General features: G+C 61.7%; 15 protein-coding genes and 1 pseudogene. 5 read left to right on the forward strand and 11 right to left on the reverse strand.

All coding sequences use genetic code 11. The features are described 5' to 3' along the window. Nucleotides 1-392: 392 nt before the first annotated feature. Complete coding sequence (locus NH448_RS15870; RefSeq protein WP_253029010.1) at nucleotides 393-650, reverse strand: tyrosine-type recombinase/integrase; 258 nt, start codon at nucleotides 648-650, stop codon at nucleotides 393-395. A 938-nt stretch (nucleotides 651-1,588) separates the two neighbouring features. On the opposite strand from NH448_RS15870, the gene NH448_RS15875 reads away from it, so the two are divergent. Both NH448_RS15875 and NH448_RS15880 read left to right on the forward strand, forming a co-directional pair. Beyond that, nucleotides 1,589-2,776, forward strand: coding sequence for a hypothetical protein (locus NH448_RS15875; RefSeq protein ID WP_253029011.1), 1,188 nt, complete (start codon nucleotides 1,589-1,591; stop codon nucleotides 2,774-2,776). Nucleotides 2,777-2,886: 110 nt separating this feature from the next. Beyond that, on the forward strand, nucleotides 2,887-3,726 hold the full coding sequence (locus NH448_RS15880; RefSeq protein WP_253029012.1) for a hypothetical protein: 840 nt from the start codon (nucleotides 2,887-2,889) through the stop codon (nucleotides 3,724-3,726). Nucleotides 3,727-4,060: 334 nt separating this feature from the next. Here NH448_RS15880 and NH448_RS15885 read toward each other — a convergent pair. The 4 genes and pseudogenes from NH448_RS15885 to ptsP all read right to left on the reverse strand — a co-directional run. Continuing rightward, a pseudogene (locus tag NH448_RS15885) lies at nucleotides 4,061-4,225 on the reverse strand (antibiotic biosynthesis monooxygenase); the annotation flags it as partial. 409 nt (nucleotides 4,226-4,634) lie between these two features. After that, nucleotides 4,635-6,398, reverse strand: a complete 1,764-nt coding sequence (locus NH448_RS15890; protein ID WP_045994077.1) for a PTS fructose-like transporter subunit IIB — start codon at nucleotides 6,396-6,398, stop codon at nucleotides 4,635-4,637. After that, nucleotides 6,395-7,396, reverse strand: a complete 1,002-nt coding sequence (locus NH448_RS15895) for a 1-phosphofructokinase family hexose kinase (RefSeq protein WP_045994078.1) — start codon at nucleotides 7,394-7,396, stop codon at nucleotides 6,395-6,397. The genes NH448_RS15890 and NH448_RS15895 overlap by 4 nt, the downstream gene beginning before the upstream one ends. Beyond that, nucleotides 7,393-10,281: a phosphoenolpyruvate--protein phosphotransferase gene (gene ptsP / locus NH448_RS15900; protein WP_045994079.1), complete on the reverse strand. Its 2,889-nt coding sequence runs from the start codon at nucleotides 10,279-10,281 to the stop codon at nucleotides 7,393-7,395. Before ptsP ends, NH448_RS15895 begins: the two co-directional genes overlap by 4 nt. 331 nt (nucleotides 10,282-10,612) lie before the next feature. Here ptsP and cra point away from each other — a divergent pair, with 331 nt between their 5' ends. Beyond that, nucleotides 10,613-11,611 (forward strand): catabolite repressor/activator, encoded by a 999-nt coding sequence (cra, locus tag NH448_RS15905; protein ID WP_045994080.1) that lies wholly within the window; start codon nucleotides 10,613-10,615, stop codon nucleotides 11,609-11,611. Between the two features lie 66 nt (nucleotides 11,612-11,677). Here the strand turns inward: cra and NH448_RS15910 are convergent, their stop codons facing one another. From NH448_RS15910 to NH448_RS15935, 6 genes are all read right to left on the reverse strand, one after another. Beyond that, nucleotides 11,678-13,852, reverse strand: a complete 2,175-nt coding sequence (locus NH448_RS15910; RefSeq protein ID WP_045994081.1) for an ATP-binding protein — start codon at nucleotides 13,850-13,852, stop codon at nucleotides 11,678-11,680. Nucleotides 13,853-14,018: 166 nt separating this feature from the next. After that, a complete protein-coding gene (locus NH448_RS15915) occupies nucleotides 14,019-14,432 on the reverse strand; it encodes a molybdopterin-dependent oxidoreductase (protein ID WP_231498610.1) in 414 nt (137 codons plus the stop codon). A 242-nt stretch (nucleotides 14,433-14,674) separates the two neighbouring features. Next, nucleotides 14,675-15,493 carry a DUF2189 domain-containing protein gene (locus NH448_RS15920; RefSeq protein WP_045994083.1) on the reverse strand — a complete coding sequence of 273 codons (819 nt, stop codon included), beginning with the start codon at nucleotides 15,491-15,493 and terminating at the stop codon, nucleotides 14,675-14,677. A 221-nt stretch (nucleotides 15,494-15,714) separates the two neighbouring features. After that, nucleotides 15,715-16,143 (reverse strand): universal stress protein, encoded by a 429-nt coding sequence (locus tag NH448_RS15925; protein WP_045994084.1) that lies wholly within the window; start codon nucleotides 16,141-16,143, stop codon nucleotides 15,715-15,717. Nucleotides 16,144-16,154: 11 nt separating this feature from the next. Then, on the reverse strand, nucleotides 16,155-18,749 hold the full coding sequence (locus NH448_RS15930) for a TRAP transporter permease (protein ID WP_045994085.1): 2,595 nt from the start codon (nucleotides 18,747-18,749) through the stop codon (nucleotides 16,155-16,157). Nucleotides 18,750-18,962: 213 nt separating this feature from the next. Beyond that, nucleotides 18,963-19,946 (reverse strand): TAXI family TRAP transporter solute-binding subunit, encoded by a 984-nt coding sequence (locus NH448_RS15935; RefSeq protein WP_045994086.1) that lies wholly within the window; start codon nucleotides 19,944-19,946, stop codon nucleotides 18,963-18,965. Nucleotides 19,947-20,365: 419 nt separating this feature from the next. Between NH448_RS15935 and NH448_RS15940 the strand changes: the two genes are divergently transcribed. Together NH448_RS15940 and NH448_RS15945 are read left to right on the forward strand one after the other, a co-directional pair. After that, on the forward strand, nucleotides 20,366-21,232 hold the full coding sequence (locus NH448_RS15940; protein WP_052704464.1) for a carbon-nitrogen hydrolase family protein: 867 nt from the start codon (nucleotides 20,366-20,368) through the stop codon (nucleotides 21,230-21,232). An 11-nt stretch (nucleotides 21,233-21,243) separates the two neighbouring features. After that, nucleotides 21,244-21,771: a macro domain-containing protein gene (locus tag NH448_RS15945; RefSeq protein WP_204248980.1), complete on the forward strand. Its 528-nt coding sequence runs from the start codon at nucleotides 21,244-21,246 to the stop codon at nucleotides 21,769-21,771. Nucleotides 21,772-21,813: the final 42 nt, after the last annotated feature.

Here is a 21,813-nt window from a genome sequence, read left to right on the forward strand (position 1 = left end):
TAAAATGTGATGTAGGCCGATACCAGCATTAGTTTGACATGAACAGGCCTGGTCGTCCAATCACTGGATTACACGCTTTTGTCGCGTTTTTATTGCTGATCTACTTCTTTGGGAGGCTAGAGCCCTCGACAGTACCGAGACTGTCGCTTCGGTGCCGATTTTAACCAACGTACCAGCCAACTAAAGTGACTGTGGCACTTCCAGACGAGTTCCGCGCAGCAAACTTGCATTACGCGGTGAATACGTCAGCTTTGCCAAATTCGCGGAGTCCGCCAACAAGGGCTGGACACACAGGAGTGTGGGCGGCAGAGTGAAAGCTATCAATAGTCCGCTATTGGCCGGCAGAGGCGGTCCAAATCAGACCGCCTCTGCTCTTCCTATGCTTCTGTTGGTTAAGCCATATCTAAAGCATCACCTACCTCTATCCCAAGGTATCGGATAATACTTTCCAGCTTCGTATGACCCAAGAGCAGCTGATCGGCTCTCAGGTTTTTCGTCCGACGGTATATCAGCGATGCCTTTGAATGGCGCAGCGTATGCGTGCCATAGATTGAAGGATCCAGTCCAATAGAGATTACCCAAGCTTTGACGATACGAGCATACTGTCGTGTTGACAGGTGCTCTGAGCTACTGAGGCGGCTCGGAAACAAATTGTTCTCGCTTCGAAGCCGGGCGCACCGAATCTAATCGGCTAAGGCCTCGCGTGGCTGCTCGATTATCTCAAATTGCACTGGCTGTTGTGTCTTCCTCTGCATTACGATAGACCTTGGTGATACGCGCTCGCCATGAGAAATATCACGGACACGTAAAGTGACCAGGTCGCAGGCCCTCAGCTTGCGCTAGGTCAAATAGCGCTAGATCGCGTGTCTTCCCGGCGAGCTGCAGCCGAACACGAATGGCCCAGATGTCTTTTAAGCGAAGCGGTGTTTTCTGACCGACCAGCTTGCCTCTGTTACAGGGCTCACGAATTGCAGTTGTTGAAGCATTCATGTCATGGTTCTCTACAGGTGGAGTGGAAAGTATGGCTCAATCCATGCCTAGCGTGGGCCTGACTTCGCTACCAGTCGCGGGGCGATCCAAAGCGGCCCTGCCCCTGCTGGCAAAGGCAGCATACGCAGGAGACGAGCGTACCGCAGGCAATGCAATACCTTATAGAACCGGCGCAGCAGACTGATGGGCGGCTGAGTCCAACAGGCACTTATACGCCATGCTCTGCACGGCGAAGAAATGCTGAACAGTTATACAAATGGAGATACAGGTGCTTCGTAGTCAAGAAGTTTCAATACTTACTAACCTAGTCAAAGACTCCTTTCGTATTAGGCCAAACCACGATCCAGACTACGTGGACGTATCTGGTCATTTGGAAAGATTCCGGGCCAAGCAACATCAGATAGTGTTTGGCCGCAGGGGGTCGGGGAAGTCGTGTCTTTTTGTCCATTTCTTAAACGACAAAAACGCTAGCAATGGAATACTGCCAATCTATATTGAGGGCGATGAGTTCAAGCGGCTTACGTATCCTGATCTTCTAGTCAGGCTGCTACTTCGAATATTTGAGAATATGCCCGCGGCTAGTAGCTCGTGGCGAAGAATGTTAAGAAGGCCGAATTCGGTACAGAAGAACATTGACGATTTACGAAAAATTCTTGCACAAGCCGAAGAAGCTCAAGTCAGGCAAACTGATGGAAGAAATTCTGAACATGGCGGTGGTTTTGAAAAGGGAACTGCTAAGTTCCATAGCAAGCGTTCAGATAGTCAAGAGAAACAAAGTGATTTCAAAGAGCGGAAACTTGATCATTTGGAGCGTTATCTGAGTGATTACAAGAAGTCACTTTCGGAATCCTTGGATAAATCTAGCTATGACTCAACGTTCATACTGCTTGATGACTTTTATCTTATACCAAGGAATCGTCAGCCAGATGTCATAGATTATCTTCATCGGTTGCTTCGTGGGACAAACTTTTACCTAAAAATAGGAACGGTTCGGCATAGGACATCTATAATAAGAAACGGCGAACAAACAATAGGTATAGAGCTCCATCAGGACGTCGAGGAGATCAATCTTGATAGAACTTTAGAAGATTTAGATGCCACGAGCGAATACCTCGCCGAAATGCTCGCCGCACTATCGTACACAGCCGGAGTTGATAACCCAAAGGACACTCTTTTTAATCCTGATGCCTTTCACTCGTTGGTGCTAGCGTCAGGAGGGGTTCCACGAGATTTTCTAAATATATTTGTTGAGGCAATTTCGACAGCTAACGCAGATGACCAAGATCGATGGCTGACACCAACCTATATTTGGAAAGGTGCAAGCAGACTTTCGTATCGGACGAAGTTAAACAATCTTAAGGAAGAGGCGAGTTCTGACTCTTCTCCATTAGAAAAAGTGTATCAAGATATAATTTCTTTCTGTTTAAGAGAAAAGAAGAAGACGGCCTTTCTGGTTTCTCAGGAACAAGCGCAAAGGTTGTTTAGTGTTCACGAGCTGATCCTCCAACTTATGGATTTTAAGCTTATTCATGTGGTTGAGCCAGATACCTCAGCTGCCTCCGGAAGAAAAGGCAGATTTGAAGCATATACGCTCGACTTTTCCTTATTCATGGAGCCTCGACTCCGGAACATAGAGCACGTTGAGTTCTGGAAAGTGGATTCAGAACGACGGCGTGTCGGGGTGAGGGAAGCTCCTGACTATGATCTAACTCGTGCTCAACAGGCTATAGATAATGATTTTCAGCCCGATAGCATTGAAAATACGTTGCAGGAAGCGAACTATTAAATGTGTCAAGGCTAAGCTAAATTGCGGCTTCGGCTCCATTTCGTAGCCGCGCATGTTGCGCTAGAATTATGCGCAGCCGGGCTCGATGAATTATAAAAAGTAGAGATCACATGAATATAACCTTGCCAACTGCTAAGTCGCTTTTTATCGAAATGTATTTTGGAGATACGTTGCTTAGTTCGGGAACAGCATTTTTGGCTGCAAACACAAGGGCGTCACATTGTGCATTAATAACTAATAGGCATAACGTTACTGGTCGACATCAGGATACTAGTGAGTGCCTGGACAAAAAATATGCAGCTGTCCCTGATGCCATAGTTATTCACTTCCATAAGAATACTCATGACCAATCGAAAATAGGCGAGGAGTGGAAACGGGTCAGGCTTCCTCTATACCGAGAAGATGGATCGCCTTATTGGATTGAGCATCCCGTGCTGGGAGAAAGAGCGGATGTGATAGCTCTGAATCTTAATTGGGGTGATGATGTCTGTAGGCTTCCTTACTATATGGAATCAGATCTAGATAACGTCAATCTAGCTATTGATCCAGCAGAACCACTTAGTGTAATTGGTTTTCCTTTCGGCATTTCTTCTCAGGGAAAACTTCCGGTTTGGGCAACAGGATTTCTGGCTCAAGAATTATCTCTTATTGAGCCTGAAAATCCTGTATTCCTTATAGATTGCAGGACGCGCCAGGGGCAATCTGGATCGCCTGTAATAGCTTACAGGCCGACGGGATATCGTCACTTTAAGGATGGAAAAGTTCATTTCACACAAAGCGGTAACGTCGTTTGGGAGTTTCTGGGAATTTATTCGGGTAGAGTTAACTCGCAGTCAGATCTTGGCAGGGTTTGGCATGTTCGTGTCATAAGGGACGTGCTAAATGAAGCAGCTAGAGACTACGAACGAAGGCTTGAGGCGGCGAACAGTGTTAGTCAGAGTGATGTATAACAATTTGCTGCACTCGTAAAAATTACTCGCTGCGCTCCTAATTTTCCGGTGAGCAAGGCGTTAATATCAGCGAAGTATCAACGACCGCTTTTGGTCGAAAGCCGTCCTGCCTACCATCTCTGGCTGGCGGTGGTCGGATGAAGTACTTCAGGCTGTGCTGATGGGGGGTGCATTCGACGTGGACTGCCCAAGCTTACAGCTCCAAAGTTAGATCAAAAAAGCTTAACAACCGCGGAATTTGGGAATAAATCATTATAAAACTGTTACATCAAAAATTAGCCATTTAAATCAACGATTTATGTCGATATAACATGGTATAGGTTGCGGTAATTTGCTGATACTCGTCGTCGCCGGGGGGCGGCGCCAGGATGCCGGAGCCGAGATAGCCGGGAAAGTCCGCCGCCAGCTCGCGGCCTTCATCGAGCCACAGGGTGAAGTCGCGGTAGCGTCCACGCGCCACGCGGCGGGCCACCATGAGAGTCACGGGTTCGCTTGACATGGGATCTCCTCATCAATCGGACGTACCGCCTCGTGCCTGCTCGCGCCGACTTTCGCCGGCCTTCACAAGAAAACGGTCGTCCTTGTTAGGCCCCGGGTGGGGGCCGCCTGGGCCCGGTAAGGCCCTGTCCCGGCTGAGGTGGGGTCGCCACCTGCTCCGGGTCCTGCCTAGCATGAGGCAAGAAGCGCGCCATTATGCCATGCGCTCGGAATTTTTCCGTCTTTTTACTGAGAATCCAGCAAAATACCAGTCGATCATTTCGTTAAAGGGTCAGGAACAAAAAAAATGGCCCGACCTGTCAGGCCGGGCCATTGAGCAATACCCTTCATCGTGCACCAGTGAGAGGCGCCCAGGACGCCATCTGCACCTTGCTGGCCGTCAACCGCCGGTGAGTGCCGAGCCCCCCTTATCAGGCCCCCTCGCCCACCGGCATGGAGGCCGTCTCGCCGCGCTTGATGGCGGCGTAACCGAGCCCGGTCACCAGCGAGCCCGCGACGATCGCCAGCAGGTACCACAACACTGGAGTAATCGCATTTGGAATCAACAGCACGAATACGCCGCCGTGGGGGGCCATCAGCTTGGCGCCCACCAGCATCGAGATGGCTCCGGTGATGGCGCCGCCCAGCATGCTGATGGGAATCACCCGCAGCGGGTCCTTGGCGGCGAAGGGAATCGCGCCCTCGCTGATGAAGCACAGCCCCAGCACGAAGGAGGCCTTGCCGGCCTCGCGCTCGGGGTCGGCAAACTTGCGCCCGGCGACGAAGGTGGCGATGCCCATGCCGATCGCCGGCACCATGCCGGCGGCCATGATCGCCGCCATGGGGGCGTAGGTCTCGGAGGCGAGCAGGCCCACCCCAAAAGTGTAGGCCGCCTTGTTGACCGGCCCCCCCAGGTCGAAGCACATCATCGCGCCGAGCAGAATCCCCAGCAACACCGCATTGGTGGAGCCCATGCTCTCGAGGAAGGCGGTCAGTGCCTCGAGCACCCCGGCCACCGGCTCACCGACCACATAGATCATCACCAGACCGGTGACCAGACTCGCGACCAGCGGGATGATCAGGATCGGCTTGAGTGACTCGACGCTGGAAGGCAGCTTGACGTAGCGGGTCACCGCCTTGGCCACGTAGCCGGCCAGAAAGCCCGCCAGGATACCGCCGATGAAGCCGGCACCGATGTTCGACGCCAGCATGCCGCCGATCATGCCCGGGGCGATGCCGGGCCGATCGGCGATGGAATAGGCGATGTAGCCAGCCAGCACCGGCACCATCAGGGCGAAGGCGGTGCCCCCACCGATCTCCATCAAGGCGGCAGGCAGGGTGCCCTCCTCCTTGAAGGCCTCGATGCCGAAGACGAAGGACAGCGCGATCAAGAGGCCCCCGGCTACCACCATGGGCAGCATGAAGGACACCCCGGTCAGCAGGTGCTTGTAGACGCCCTTCTCCTTGAAGCTCTTGGCAGACTCGGCCCTGGCGCCACCATCCGCGCTTTCCACCTGGGCCTCGATCAGCGCCGCCTCGATGGTCTGGCGCGACTTCTTCAGGGCGTTGCCGGTGGACGTGCGGTAGATCCGCTTGCCGGCAAATCGGGTGGGATCGACCTCGATATCGCAGGCCAGGATGACCAGGTCCGCCTGGGCGATCTCGTCGTCGGTCAACTGATCCTGAGCGCCCACCGAGCCCTGGGTCTCGACGCGTACCTGATGGCCGAGCCCACGCCCTGCCTCGGCCAGTGCCTCGGCGGCCATGAAGGTGTGGGCGACCCCGGTGGGACAGGCGGTCACCGCGACGATGCGCGCCTCGTCGCTGACGTCTGCAGCCACGGGGCCATTCCCTGAAGCGCTGGCCGCCTCATCATTGAGGGGGGTAAACACCTGGGCGTCACGGGCCGCCCGCTCGAGAAAGTCCGACGGGTCGCTCAGGGCATCTTCCAGGCTGCCACGATACAGGCGCTTGCCGCTGAAGCGGTGGGCCCCGGCGATGGGTTCGCCCACCGCGATCACCAGCTCGGCCGCGGCCAGGGTCTGGTGGGACAGGGTCTCGACCGGCGCCAGGCTCGAGTGCACCTCGGTGGAGAGCTGCCAGTCCTTGGCCTCGGCGGCAGGGGTCAGGCGCTGGGCGGCCAGGTAGCTCGTGACGCTGCCGCCGGGGCAGGTCGTCAACAGGATCACGTTCATGCAAGTACTCCCCGGGCTTCGACGTCATTGAGGCGCCGCACCCTGGTGTCGGAAAGAAGGTCGGTGAAATCGGAGGCGTCGGCCCGGCCCACGCCGGTGTGGCGCACCGCCTCGGCGGACAGCGCCGTGGCAAACCTCAGCGCCTGTTCCACAGGCGCCTCGCACAGCACGCCGTGCAGCATGGCGGCAAACAGGGTATCGCCGGCACATACGGTATTGGCCACCCTGACCGCAGGAGGCAGCGACTGCCACAGGCCATGCGGACCCAGCCAGGTCACACCGTCGGCACCGGCGGAAATCAGCACGTCGCCGACGCCGGCGGCGTAAAGCTCAAGGGCTGCACGCTGAACGTCGACGTCTGTTGCAATGTCACGATCCGCCCAGTCGGCCAGCTCCTCCAGGTTGGGCTTCACCGCGTCGGCCCCCGCCTTGACCGCTGCCTTGAGCGCCTCGCCGCTGGTGTCCACCCACACGGGTACGCCGGTGGCCTTGATCCGAGTGATCAGTTCGGCCAGCGCCGAAGCGCCGACTCCCGGTGGCTGGCTGCCGCCGATCATTACCGCGGCGGGGCGCAGCGCAGGCGTCGTCAGGCGCGCCTCGATGGTGGCGATCAGGCGCTGCCAGGCGTCGGCATCGACGCTGAGTCCCGGCGCATTGATATCGCTGACGCGACCGTCGGCCTCGCTCAGCTTGGTGTTGATGCGGGTGGCGCCGGGCAATCGCACAAAGGCGTCCTCGACCCCCATCTCGGCGAAGGCATCGATGAAGGGCGAGTCGTTGTCACTGCCCAGAAAGCCGGTGACACAGACCGGGTGGCCCAGGGCGGCGAGCACCCGCGCCATGTTGACGCCCTTGCCGGCGGCGGTCAGCTCGACTGACTCGGCGCGGTGCAGCGCACCTGGCGTCAGCCGGTCCACAGCGACAGACAGGTCCAGCGCCGGGTTGGCCGAAATGGTCAGCACCGGTGGCTTGACGGCATTGCCGGATATCTCGCTCATTGGTTCGCCTCCAGCTCTCTGCGCACGTCCCGGGCGGTGGGAGCGGCCAATGCCAGGGCGGCGAGTTCCCGGGCCCGGGTGGTGGAGACCGACGCCAGGCGTGCCTTGACCATGGGTACCTGGCGGGCGCTCACCGACAGCTCGTCGATGCCGAGGCCAACCAGCACCGGAATCGCCTGGCGGTCGCTGGCCAGCTCACCGCACACGCCGACCCACTTGCCATGGGCATGAGCCGCCTGGACGGTCATCTGGATCAGCCGCAGCACGGCCGGGTGCAGGCCGTCGGACTCCCCGGAAAGCTCAGGATGACCACGGTCGATGGCCAGGGTGTACTGGGTCAGGTCGTTGGTGCCGATGGAGAAGAAGTCGACCTCGGGCGCCAGGCTCGGCGCCAGCAGCGCGCAGGACGGCACCTCGATCATCACGCCCAGCTGCAGGCGGTCGCCGTCTCGGCTGACGCCGAGTTCGCGCAGCACCTCATCGAAGATCGCACGGGCGGCGCGGAACTCATCCAGGTCCTTGACCATGGGCAGCATGATGCGCAGCGGCCGGCCGTCGGCGGCCTTCACCAGGGCGCTGAACTGATCGCGCAGCACCTGGGGACGCCTGAGGGCCAGACGAATGCCACGCAGGCCGAGGAAGGGGTTGTCCTCCTGGGGCAGTGGCCAGTAAGCCAGCGGCTTGTCGCCACCCACGTCCAGGGTCCGCGCCACCAGCGGGCGGCCGTCCAGAGCGTCCAGGGCTTCGCGATATTCGCGCTCCTGGGTCTCCACGTCCGGCAGCGAGGCGTGGGCCATGAACAAAAACTCGGTACGCAGCAGCCCCACCCCCTCGGCGCCGCGCGATACGGCGTCGCGGGCGTGGGCGGTATTGCCCAGGTTGGCGACCACCTCCACGCGGGTACCATCCTCGGTCCGGGCGTCCTCGAAGCGAGCGTCCCAGGCACGTGCCTTGAGCGCCTCCAGCGCTTCCATGCGCGCCTCGAAGCGCTCGCGACGCGCTTGCGAGGGTGCCGGCACGACCCAGCCTTCATCGCCGTCGAGCAGCATCTCAGTGCCATTTTCGAGCGCCAGCACGCCGGCACCGGCACCGACTACCGCCGGTATCCCTAGTGCCCGGGCGAGTATCGCGCTGTGGGCGGTGGCGCCGCCCCGGGCGGTGAGGATGCCGCGAACCCGCTCGGTGTCCAGGCGGGCGACATCGGACGGACCGATATCGTCGGTCACCAGCAGGTAAGGCACGGCCGGCGGCTCGGGCAGCTCGACGTCGCACAGGATACCCAGCACACGACGGCCGACGTCACGCAGATCCGCGGCTCGTTCGGCCAGCAGGCGATCGGCCAGCTGTTCCTGGGCGCGGGCGGCGACGTCGATGGCCTGCCACCAGGCGGCCTCGGCGGAAAGCCCCTCGTCGATGCCCTCGCGCGCGGCCTGGGCCAGTTCCGGGTCTTCGAGCATTTCCTCATGCATCGACAGAATGGCGGCGACCTCGCCTCCGGCGGTCCGGGCGATCAGGGCCTTGAGCTGCTCGCCGCCCTGGGCGATGGCCCGCTCGAGGCGCTGTCGCTCTAACGCGGAGTCCGCCGCCTCGCGGGGATAGTCGAAGTCCGGGGTCTTGATCACGAAAAGCGGCGCCACCGCGAGTCCCGGCGATGCGGCCACCGCTTCCAGCGGCTGGTCGGCGGGCGGCATGCTTGCCGCCACCGGCTCCGCGACCGCCTGCTCGGCTTCGCCTTGCGACACAGCCGAAGACGCCAGTGGCGTCACCTGCTCCCCCAGACCATCGTTGATCGCCTCGACCAGCGATGTCAGCGCCTGTTCGGCACCCTCGCCTCGCGCCGACAGGATCAGCTCCTGTCCTCGTCTGGCACCAAGACCGATCACCTTGGTCAGCGACGCCGCCGACACCGGGCGTCCGCTGCCCTCGGCCAGGCGCACCTGCACGGCGACCCCGCTTTCGCGTGCCTTCTGGACCAGCACCTTGGCCGGACGCGCGTGAAGCCCATGGGCGTTGAGCAGGCGTACGCGACGACTCTGGGCCGAGCCACCTTCGCCAGCCAGCAGCGCCAGCCAGTCGTCGGCGTCCCGCTCGCGCAGATGGGCGACGTCGGACTCATCCAGTGACGCCACCAGCGACACGATGGCGTCGGCCAGCGGGCGTCCAGCCTCGCCATGGGAGGCCAGGCACAACACCGCCTCGACGTCGCTGCCCTGATGCTGGACGGGCTTGGCCGGCGTCACCGCAGCGAGTGCCGGCGTGGACACGCCGGCTTCGCTGGACGCAAGCCACAGCCCCCGTCCCAGGTGCGTCGGCATGGAGGTGACCATCTCGGCAAGATAGGCGGTATCGACCAATGCCAGCTGGCGCAGCCGCTGAGCCCCGGCCAGCGCCAGATCGAGCAGGTCGTCGGCGCGATGGCCCAGCACCAGGGTGTCCTGGTCCAGTCGCGGGCGAACCACCGGCCGAGCCAGCAGCTCGGTGATCTCCTCGGCGCTGCTCGCCTGGGCCAGGCGTTCGGAGACACCGTCCCGGTCGAGCACGTGGGTCAGGCTTCTGAGGATATCCAGGTGCTCATCACTCTGGGCGGCGATGGTCACCAATACATGAACGAGGTTGCCGTCGTGCCAGCGCACGCCCTCGGGGAACTGCAGCACCCGCACCCCGGTGCGACGCACCGCGCCTCGACTCTCGGGGGTGCCGTGGGGGATGGCGATGCCATTGCCAAGCCAGGTAGAGGACTGGGACTCCCGATCGACCAGGCCCTGGCGGTAGCCGTCATCGACCAGGCTGGCCGCCTTCAGGGTGTCAAAGGCGGCGTCGAGGGCGTGGCGCCAGCTCTCGGCACGACAATCCAGCAGGATGTCGTCGGCGTTCAGCGTCAGCATGAAGGGCTCTCCTGGGTGAGGTGCAGCGTTTCCTCACCGGTATCGGTTGAACGGTGTCGGCGAGGAGGTCCAGCGCCCCGGCACTGCCGGGATGCAACAGATACAGCGCACACCGGATGCTGGGATCACCTGGCTTCGGCAAATGCAAATTGCTCGAAAGCTGAATCGTGTCACTTCACCATGCCACAATGCTGGTACGATTCAGCGCACATGGCAAGTCGCAAAAGCTACGACTTTGGCAGGGGGACACTGCTGCCATGCCAGGTAGACTAGAGGGAATTGACACCTTGTCGCCGTGACCACGCCCGACGCCTTCAATGGAGACACCCGCATGACCTTGGCCGAAATTGCCCGCCTGGCCGGCGTTTCCCGCACCACCGCCAGCTACATCGTCAATGGCAAGGCCAGGGAGCGCCGTATTCGTCAGGACACCGTGGACCGAGTGATGGCGGTGGTGGCGGAGCATGGCTACCGTGTCGATGCCCAGGCGGCGGCCCTGCGGCGCGGCAGCAGCCGCATCCTGGGGCTGATCGTGCCGGACCTGGAAAACTCGAGCTACGCCCGCCTGGCCAAGCACCTGGAACGCGGAGCGCGGGCCCAGGGCTACCAGCTGCTGATCGTCGGCTCCGACGACCAGCCCGACAGCGAGCGGGACCTGGCCCTGTCACTGCGCGCCCAACGCTGCGAGGCGTTGATCGTGGCAAGTTGTCTGGCGCAGCCGGAGTCCTTCTATACCGAATTGATGCACGAGGGTTTGCCGATCATCGCCATCGACCGGGGCCTGCCCGAGGCGAGCTTCGCCAGCGTCGTCAGCAACGACCGCGAGGCCGCCGAACAGCTCACACGCTCGCTGATGACGCCGGCAGTCAAAAGCGTGCTATGGCTCGATGCGGTGCCGCACCTTTCGATCACCGAAGAGCGCCGCACCGGCTTCCGCGCAGGCGTGGAGGGACGCGAGCTCGAGTGCACTCTGGAAAGCGGCGACCACTATGCCCGCGAGGAAGGCGCCAGGCTGCTGGCTGACTATATCGAAAAGAAGGGACTGCCCGACGCCCTGGTAACCGCGTCCTACATTCTGCTGGAAGGCGCCCTGGACGAATTGATTGCACGCGGCGGCCTGCCCCCGCGTCTGGCCATGGCGAGTTTCGGCGACAACCGCCTGCTGGACTTCCTGCCGCTGGCGGTCAACTCCGCCGTCCAGGATCATCGGGGCATCGCCGAGCAGGCCCTGGCGCTGGCGATGGATGCGGTGCGGGGTGAATACCGGGCTCAACGGGTGGTGGTGCCACGACATCCGCGCTGGCGGCGTCCCCGTCCCCAAGGCAACTGAAACGGCACCTTCCCACGACAACTGAGCAGTACAGCTCAGCAACACAGCGGGACGCCGAAGCCGACCTCAGGTCTGGGAGGCGCGCCTCTCGCTGCGGGCAAAGGCCGCCAGGGTGCGTTCAAGCAGCTCAGGCAGCGCATCGATGACGCCTCTGGCATCCTCGATGCAGCCATCCAGGGCACAACGCTCCAGCGCTCGCGCCGCCTCGGCCAGAGCCATGGCGCCGACGCCGGCGGCCTCGCCCCTGAGCTGATGGGCCAGTTGGGCCAGCGGCTCCTCCTCGCCTCGCCGGTAGGCGCTCTGGATCTCCGGCAAGCGTTCGCGCGCCTGTCGCCCGAACAGGTCCACCAGGGCATCCCGGCGCTCGCCCCCAAGCCCTTCGTCCAGGGCATCGAGCGTATCGGCATTGATCAGTGAGGTGATACCCCTCGGAGTCGTCGAGGTCTCGGACTCTCCCAGCAGGTGGCGCTTGAGCACCATCAGCAGCGTGCCCATCAACAGCGGCTTGGTCAGATAGTCGTTCATGCCGGCGGCCATGCAGTCCGACTCATCGTGACTGGCGCCACCAGCGGTCATCGCCACCACGGGAACCTCACTACGCCAGTCGGAAAAGCTGCGAAGGCGTCGGGTGACCTCGCGACCATCGAGGTCAGGCATCTGGATATCCATCAATATCAGGTCAAAACGGCGCTGTGAGCAGAGAGCCAGCGCTTCCTTGCCGCAGGAAGCCAGGGTAGCCGAACAGCCGAGGCGTTCCAGCATCGCGATCGCCACTTCCTGGTTGACCAGATTGTCTTCCACCACCAGCAGATCCGCCTCGGCGAGCTGCTTGGGATGGGCGCGCGCCCTGGCCACCGTCAGCGGTTGACGGCGGGGTTCGTCACAGGGCACCAGCGGCAATCGGAACCAGAAGCGACTGCCCTTGCCTCGGCGGCTGTCGACCCCTATCTCGCCCCCCATGGCCACTACCAGGCGCTTGGAAATCGCAAGGCCCAGACCGGTGCCGCCATAGCGCCGGGCGACGGAGGCATCGCCCTGGCGGAAGGGCTCGAACAACTGAGGCAGCAGGGACGCCTCGACGCCCTGACCGGTATCCACCACGTCGAACTGCACCCAGCCCTCGTCCACAGGCGCTACCGACAGCCTCACCATGCCGCGGTCGGTAAACTTGATGGCGTTGGCCAGCAGGTTGAGCAGCACCTGTCGAAGCCGGCCCGGGTCCCCCTGGAGTCGTGCCGGCAGCGTCTCGTCCACGTGGCCAAGCAAGCGCAACCGCTTGTCGAGTGCGCGCGGACGAAACAGCTCCAGGGCATCTTCGATCAAGGCATCGAGTGCCACCGGCTGAACATCCAGCTCCATGCGTCCTGCCTCGATCTTGGAGAAGTCGAGGATGTCATCGATCATGCCCATCAGCTGGCGGGCGCTGTCATGAATGGTGTGCGAGTAGCGGCTGGCGGGCTCCGACAGTTCGAGATCACGCAACAGTTCGCTCATGCCGATGACGCCGTTGAGCGGCGTGCGGATCTCGTGGCTCACCGTGGCCAGAAAGTCGGACTTGGCCTGACTGGCGGACTGGGCGCGCCGGGCACTGATTTCCAGTTCGCCGCTCAGCGTCTCCAGTGCCTTGCGCGAGGCCTCGTTATCACGGGCTTCCTTGAAAAGCACGGCAAGCATGACCCCTCCGGCCAGGCTCATACCGAGGATCATCACCAGCAGCAACAGGTACAGTCGCTGCAGACGAACACGCTCTGCGGTATTGATCTCGGCCAGATGGCCGTTGACGGCCATGATCAACCTTTCGGTCTCGGTGGATAGCGCGGCAAGATGCTGGTCAAGAACGGCTTCTGCCTCGCTATCGAGGGACGCCAGGGCACTGACCTCTGCATCCAGGTCCTGCATCAGGCTGATGATGATCGACAGTTGGCGACGCGCGGCCGGAGCCTCCTCGACCAGCTCGTGAATGTCGCTGTGGCGAAACAGGTTCAGTCGACTGAACAACAGGTCGAACTCGAGCCTGAAGCCGGCCAGCTGTTCGGGGCCATGCTCCCCGAACAACAGGTGATTGCGCAGCAACACCACGTCTCGGTCCAGCTTGTAGGAATGCCAGGTGATATCCTCCACCACCTGGTGGGAAAGATTGTCATGGCGCCAGGCGACCAGACCGATCACCACCATGGCGGCGGCAAAGAAGGCCAGTGCCGCCACGGCGCTGAATACCAGTCTCAGAGGATAGCGTCGCATACGGAACGGATGCGCCGAGCACCCTCCTCCTTGGGTCGGGAATCTGCTGGCAGAATGTTCGGGTCGACACCAGCCGATACACCGGGATCACTCACTATGGTATTGGGGCGCTGCACTCCCTGCCTTGCCTCCTGATGGCCTTCGACCGATCTCCCGGTGACATTGATCACGGGACCTCGATGGCATCTACCTGCCACACCGAGCGAAACTGGACCGACTCGTTAAGTAGTTCTGGATGATCATCGAAAGGGTACAACACGAACAGCGGGCCGAAGTTTCGCACCGACATCGCTTCGCCGTCCTGCTTCATGGCCAGGATGACGTCATAGCGATAGGCATCGGAGACCGGGATGTCGGCCACGAAGCCGTTCAAGGCGTGCACGCGAATGCTGTCGGCAGTGACACCGGCGGATTCCAGCACGCTGCGGAGCAGCGGCCCCTCGAAACGGCTGGCCTGGCTATGCCACGGGGTATCGGTCACCAGCGCACGACTCTCCAGATCGTCGAGCATGGCACGATCCAGCAGAAGCTGTGCATCCACATTGGTGTTCTGGATATTGCCCGATACTTTAAGCAGCACAGGCCCCTCCGGAGCTGGCAGAGGCTGGGAATGGGCCTGGCCGATTCCCCCTGCTACCAACAGCCCCAGGAGGACACCCACCTGGCAAAGGAAAGCTGGCACCCGCATGACGTCTCCTGACTCTTTCTGCAGGAGTAGATTACGTGATCGAGCGCCAAAGGTCAGTCTGCGGGCCCCTCGAGCTTTGCTGGTTCAGGAAAACGCCCCCTGTCGGGGCGTCTTCGCGGACCAGGTTGCCGCCCTCAGGCGCCGGGGTCGTCCAGCCGTTCGCACACCACCAGGTCTTCGTAGGCGTGCCAGCTCGCGTGCCCCAGTACCGGCAGAATCAAGGCAAGCCCGATATAGAAGGTGGCCATCCCCACCAGTACGCAGCCGGTGAGAATCGCTGCCCACAGCAGCATCGGTCGGAAATTGCGTGCCACCGAACGAATACTGGCCTCGATGCCCTCCATGAACGTCAGGTCCTGATCCATCAGGGTTGGAATCGCGACCACGCTGATGGAAAAGGCGCCAAACGCCAGCACACAGCCAAAGGCCAGCCCCACCACCAGCATGCCGAGGCCTTCCGGCGTGGTCAGAAGTGACGCATAGACCGTGGACGGATCCGGCGACTGGAGACCGAAGAACAGGGCAAACAGCAAGGTGGCCAGGCGAATCCAGGCGAGAAAGAAGATCATCATCATCACGCCCATCATGGCCAGTTGCCCGGTGTGGCCGCGCCAGGCGCCAAAGGCATCCCCCAACGTCGGGGAGCGGCCTTCTTCCAGCGCCCTGCTGATCCCGTAGGAGCCCACCGCCACCAACGGCCCGATGAACATGAAGCCGGCCACCAGCGGCAACAGCCAATGCCACAGTCCCAGCGTCAGCGCCCCTGCCGTGACGGCGATGCTGAGCCCGACCCAGAACATGCCATAGGACAGGCTGACCGCAGTGGCGGCCCTAAAATCCTCGAAACCCGAAGATAACCACACCCTGGGCCGCCCCATACCGACGTTCTTGATGGAGATCTTTACTCTGGCCCCGCTCGACTCCTTGTCGTGTCGTGATGCTGCTGCACTCATCATCTACTCCCCCTTGTACCCACGGATGACGGTTGCCACCGCCCACCTGTCACGGGAGTCAAGGGGCAAGATGCGAGGTTCCTTCACGCCATCGCCGGCGCCCATCGACTCTAATTTGACTGTAGTTGATGGGCCCTGGATTCGCCTTCAACCTACGCAAGCTTACGAAAACGCCCCCTCATGTGAGGGGGCGTCGATGGCGCTAGCGCTTGTCGTCTGGGTCAACGCACGATCATCACCGAACACTTGCTGTGATGGACGACGTGCTCGGCGTTGGGGCCGATCACGTAGTCGGCGAACTTGCGCTTGGTATGCGAGGCCATGACGATCAGGTCGGCATCGATCTTCTTGCCGACCTTGATGATGGCTTCCCAGGGGGAGCCATCGGCGATGATCGCCTGGGCCGTCAGGTCCTCCGGCACGTGCTCGACGATGAAGTCATGCTGCGCCTTCTGTACCGCTTCATGGGCCTTCTTGGCGAAGTCCTTGGGGAAGTAGGACCCCACCAGCGGCATGCGGTAGTCCGGCAACACCGTCACCAGGTGCAGGCTGGCACCAAAGTTGCGGCACAGCGAGAGCGCCACCGGCAGTGCCCTCTCCCACGACGATGGCTCATTGAGATCGACCGGTAACAGGATCTTCTGGTACATGACGGACCTCCTCAGGCCGTGGCCTCAGTGGTTTCAGGGGGCCGGCGACGGCGTTGTGCCAACACGATCAGGGCGAACAGCAGCAGCGCCGGAATCCACATCAGCTCTTTCGGCCAGCGGTCCACCGGTGCCTGAATCTCGACGATCTCCTGATCGAAGTCGAAGCCGAGATCCGCAGCCTGACTGCCATAGGTCACCATGTCGACGATGGCGCGACCGTCCTCGACGATCAATTCCAGACCGAGATTGAGCAGGCGATCCTCACCGGTCTCGCCGTCTGCCACCGGCAGCGTCATGTAGGTCGTCAGCGGATCGCCGAAGGCGTCCTCGCCCTTGACCTGCAGACGCAGGGTGCTGTCCTCGTCCACGTTGCCGTAGGCCTCGACGAACTCGGACGGCGGCACACTGCGATAAGGATCATGGATGATGTCCATCCAGAAGCCCGGGCGGAACAGGGTGAAGGCCACCAGCAGCAGCAGGATGCTCTCGTACCAGCGATTGCGGGTGATCATGTAGCCCTGGGTCGCCGCGGCGAAGATCAGCATGGCGATGGTCGCCACCACGAAGATCAATACGCCCTGCAAGGGCGCCACATCGATCAGCAGCAGGTCGGTGTTGAAGATGAACAGGAACGGCAACGCGGCGGTACGCAGGCTGTAGTAGAACGCCTGGAAGCCGGTGCGGATCGGATCCCCTCCAGAAACCGCCGCGGCGGCAAAGGAGGCAAGGCCCACCGGCGGCGTGACGTCGGCCATGATGCCAAAGTAGAACACGAACAGGTGCACCGCGATCAGCGGTACCAGCAGACCATTCTGCTCACCCAGTTGCACGATCACCGGAGCCAGCAGCGCCGACACCACGATGTAGTTGGCGGTGGTCGGCAGCCCCATGCCCAGGATCAGGCTGAGAATGGCGGTGAAGAACAGAATCAGCATCAGGTTGCCCATGGACAGGATCTCGACCACGTCCGCGAGCACCAGGCCGACACCGGTCTGGGAGACCGCACCCACGATGATGCCGGCGGTGGCGGTGGCGATACCGATACCGATCATGTTGCGCGCGCCGGTCACCAGCCCCGTCCACAGGTCCAGACAGCCTTCGCGCAGATCCTTGCCAAGATCACCCCGCCCACGGAAGGCGTGCATGATCGGGCGCTGGGTCAGCATGATGAAGATCATGAACACCGTCGCCCAGAAGGCGGACAGTCCCGGTGACAGGCGCTCCACCATCAGACACCAGATCAGCACGATCACCGGCAGGATGTACTGCAGGCCTACCAGCACCGTGGGTCGGGTCTGGGGCAGCTTGTAGATAGGCTCGTTGGGATCATCGAGCTCGAGCTCGGGATAGTTTGCACCCAGCTTCAACAGCGCCACGTAGACCACCGAGAGCGCCACGGCCACCACCCAGGGAGTCGCATCACCCAGTACCGGCTTGAGCCAGCCCAGGCCGTAGTAGACACCCAGCGCCACCACCATCATCAGCAGCAGACCACCGAGGAAGCCGATCACCTTGCGTACCAGCGGCTTGGGCGGGTTGGAGCTTTCCAGCCCCTCCATGTTGGCCTTGAGCGCCTCGAGGTGAACGATGTAGATCAACGCGATATAGGAAATCAGCGCCGGCAGGAAGGCGTGCTTGATCACCTCCACGTAGGAAATGCCGACGTACTCCACCATCAGGAAGGCGGCGGCGCCCATCACCGGCGGCATGATCTGGCCATTGACCGAGGAGGACACCTCCACCGCACCGGCCTTCTCCGAGGAGAAGCCGACACGCTTCATCATCGGAATGGTGAAGGTACCGGTAGTCACGGTATTGGCGATGGACGAGCCGGAGATCAGGCCGGTCATGCCGGAGGCCACCACGGCGGCCTTGGCGGGCCCGCCCTTGTAGTGGCCCAGCAACGAGAAGGCGACCTTGATGAAGTAGTTGCCGGCACCTGCCTTGTCGAGCAGCGCGCCGAACAGCACAAACAGGAAGACGAAACTGGTCGAAACGCCCAAGGCGATACCAAACACACCCTGGGTGGTCAGCCACTGGTGATTGACCAGGCCGTAAAGGCTGACGCCACGGTGAGCGAGGATACCCGGCATCCAGGGCCCCGCCAGCGAATAGAAGATAAAGATCGAGGCGATGATCATCAGCGGCGGCCCGAGCGCCCGCCGTGTTGCCTCGAGCAGCAGAATCAGGCCGGTCACACCGACGATGACGTCCTGCAGGATGGGTGCGCCAGGACGGTCAGCCAGCTGTTCGTAGAACACGAACATGTAAGCCCCGGCGGAAGCGGCCAGAATCGCCAGCACCCAATCCTGAAGAGGAATGCGGTCCCGCGGCGAGCGCTTGGTCGCGGGGTAGGCCATGAAGGCCAGAAACAATGCAAAGGCCAGGTGAATAGAGCGCGCTTCGGTGGCGTTGAAGACGCCGACGCCGGCCATGAACGGCAACGGCGAAGCAATCCATAGCTGGAACAGCGACCATGCCGCCGCAACGCCTACCAGCAGCTTGCCGGGCGCACCCAAGGGGTTGCGCGAACCGGAGTCGCTGGAGGCGACCATGTCCTCGAGATCCACTTCGGACTGCGTGGATCTCTTGTTGTCCTCAGTCATAAGCGTGCCCTGCCTGGAAGAGGAATCGTCATGATGGAGGGCTTCGCCTCCATCCCCGAATGCCCGCTTTCGCGGGCCAGTCGTGCTGGCGCTGTCTGGTCTCTACCGAACGTCCGGTGTCGATCCATCGACGGGCCACAACGCACTGCGCGGCCGCCCAACGGCCGACCGCGCAGAGATTAGCTGGCTATTCCCCCGAGAGGGGAAGAACCCTTACTCGATCCAGCCCTGCTCGCGATAGTAACGAGCGGCACCTTCATGCAGCGGTGCGGACAGACCGTTGGATACCATGTCCTGCGGATCCAGGTTTTCGAAGGCCGGGTGCAGACGCTTGAAGCGATCGAAGTTGTCGAACACTGCCTTGACGGTCTGGTAGACCAGCTCGTCGTCGGCCTCGGCGCTGGTCACGAAGGTCGCGGCGACACCGAAGGTCTCGACGTCATCCGGGTTGCCCTTGTACAGACCGCCTGGAATGGTGGACATGGAGTAGTACGGATACTCCTCGACCAGGCCCTTGATGGCGTCGTCGTTGAGCGGCACCAGCTTGGCGTCGACGGTGGTGGTGGCTTCCTGGATGGAACCATTGGGGTGGCCGACGACGTAGGCCATGGCGTCGATGTTGTTGTCCGACAGGGCAGATGCCATCTCGGCTGCGTCGAGCTGCGAGGCCAGCGAGAAGGTGTCTTCGGTCCAGCCCTTGGCGTCCATCACCACTTCCATGGTGTTGCGCTGGCCGGAACCCGGGTTACCGATGTTGACGCGCTTGCCGGCCAGGTCATCGAGGCTCTCGATGTCGGCGTCGGCACGGGCCAGGATGGTCAGCGGCTCGCCATGCACCTTGAACACGGCACGCAGGTCTTCGTAGGCTTCGCCCTCGAAGTTGCCGGTACCGTTATAGGCCTGATACTGCACATCAGACTGGGCGACACCCATGGTCAGCTCGCCACTGCGAATACCATTGACGTTGGCCACGGAGCCACCGGTGGACGGCGCGTTACAGCGGATGCCGGTCTCTTCGCTGTTGCGATTCACAAAGCGGCAGACAGACTGGCCAACGACGTAATACACGCCGGTCTGACCCCCGGTGCCGATGGTGATGAACTGTTCTTCGTCCTGGGCCATGGCCGGGGACGTGAACATGGCGGCTCCGAGAATGGCGCTGGACAGTGCAGCGGCGGAGAAAGCATGGCGCTTCATGGTCACACCTCTTTTGGTATTGTCGACGTTGACGGCATGGACTCGTGCCTTGCCCCTCCTGGGCCGGCAAAAGATCCACCAGTCATTCCTTTTGCGATAAATTCACCTGGAGAGACCAGGCCGAATCATTGTAAAACGAGAGTTTAGCTACCGCTAACGTTTAGTGGGCGTTAATTTTTTCTGCACGCCCCTCAGGGCGTGGAGAAATATCCCTTCCCTCCCCGTCGGCCTGCAACGATGGCCAGGTACACAACGAGGACTTAAGGCGCTCGACCACTGACACTCGCGGAGCGGAAATCGAGCGTCGACGGTCTACCGTGAGCATAGCCCTTGGCACCGCTGACGCAATCGACTGCCGCCCATGTCGTCGCGCTGTCGATTCGGGTTACCCTGCCTCTTTCGCCAACTGCGAGGAATCCATGCGCCTGCTGGCTTGCCAGACCACAATCCCGGCGACCCGCAATCGGCTCGACCAGCGCGACCACCTGGACGCCCTGGCCGGGCGCCTGCGCACTGCCGCGTCGCAGCAACGCCCACAGCTGATCGTGCTGCCGGAGCTGTCGTCCCAGGAGTACGGCGAGCAGGCCTTCGAGGCGATGGATGAACTCGATGACGACCTGCAAGGGCCTGTGACAGCACACTATTGCGCGCTGGCCCGGGAACTCAGGTGCCCGATCGCCTTCGGCGTGGCGCGCAGATCACGCCGGGCCGACGGCTCCCTCTGGCGCCATATCAGCCAGGTGGTCGTCGACGCCGAGGGGCAACTGGCGGGAGCCTACGACAAGCTGCACTGCGCCCAGTTCGGCGCCAGCGCCGAGGCGGCCCACTTCAGCCCGGGCGAGCGCCTGGTGACGCTGGATATCGCCGGCTGGCGCGTCGGCTTCATGATCTGCTACGACCTCAGGTTCGGTGAGCTGGCCGCCCGCTACCGCCGGTTGGGCGTCGACCTCATGATCCACCCGGTGGCCTTCACTCGGGACTTCTCCTTCACCAGCTGGCACAGCTTCGTCATCACCCGGGCGATGGAAAACCAATGCTACTGGCTAAGCCTCAACCGGGCCGGTAACGGCTGGGGGCACTCGCTGTTGTGTCCGCCACTGGTCACCCCCGAGGCGTCGCCAGAGGTTCTGGGCGAAGAGGAAGCGTTGGTCAGCTGGCAGCTCGAGCGCGACACCCTGGAGCGTGCCAGGAAGCGGCTTCCACTGGCGGGCGACCGCCGTCAGGACATCGACCGGCTGGCCACAGGGCCGCTACCGTCACCGACGGTTACCACCGCAAGCCAATGACAGGAGTCTCCATGGACTATCCCTTGATCGAATGCATTACCGGTGACATCGCCCGCCAGGCCGACGTCGAGGCGGTGGTCAACGCAGCCAACGCCCAGCTGGAAAGCGGCGGCGGTGTGGCCGGCGCCCTTCACCGTGCCGCCGGCCCGGAGCTGGCCCAGGCCGGGCGGCCGCTGGCACCGATTCGCCCCGGCCAGGCGGTCATCACCGAAGGCTTTGCGCTGCCCAACGCCTGGGTGATCCACTGCCTCGGCCCGGTCTACGGCGTCGACGAACCGAGCGCCGAACTGCTCGCCGGCTGCTACCGAGAGGCGCTGGGCCTGGCCCAGCAGCAAGGCATCCGTCGAGTGGCGTTCCCGGCACTGTCCACCGGCGTATTCGGCTACCCGCTGAACGAGGCGGCGGAAATTGCCGTGTCCACGGTCCTGACCACCCTGCCCGCCTGCCCCGATATCGAACTGGTACGCTTCGTGCTGTTCGACGAGGCCAGCCGAGACGTCCATCAACGCTGGCTCGAGACGCTGACCGACAACGACTGAAGACCATGAACACAACAAGGCGCGAGCCATGCTCGCGCCTTG

Origin of the sequence: Halomonas sp. OfavH-34-E (assembly GCF_024124525.1) — a bacterium.
Classification (GTDB): Bacteria; Pseudomonadota; Gammaproteobacteria; order Pseudomonadales; family Halomonadaceae; genus Halomonas; species Halomonas litopenaei.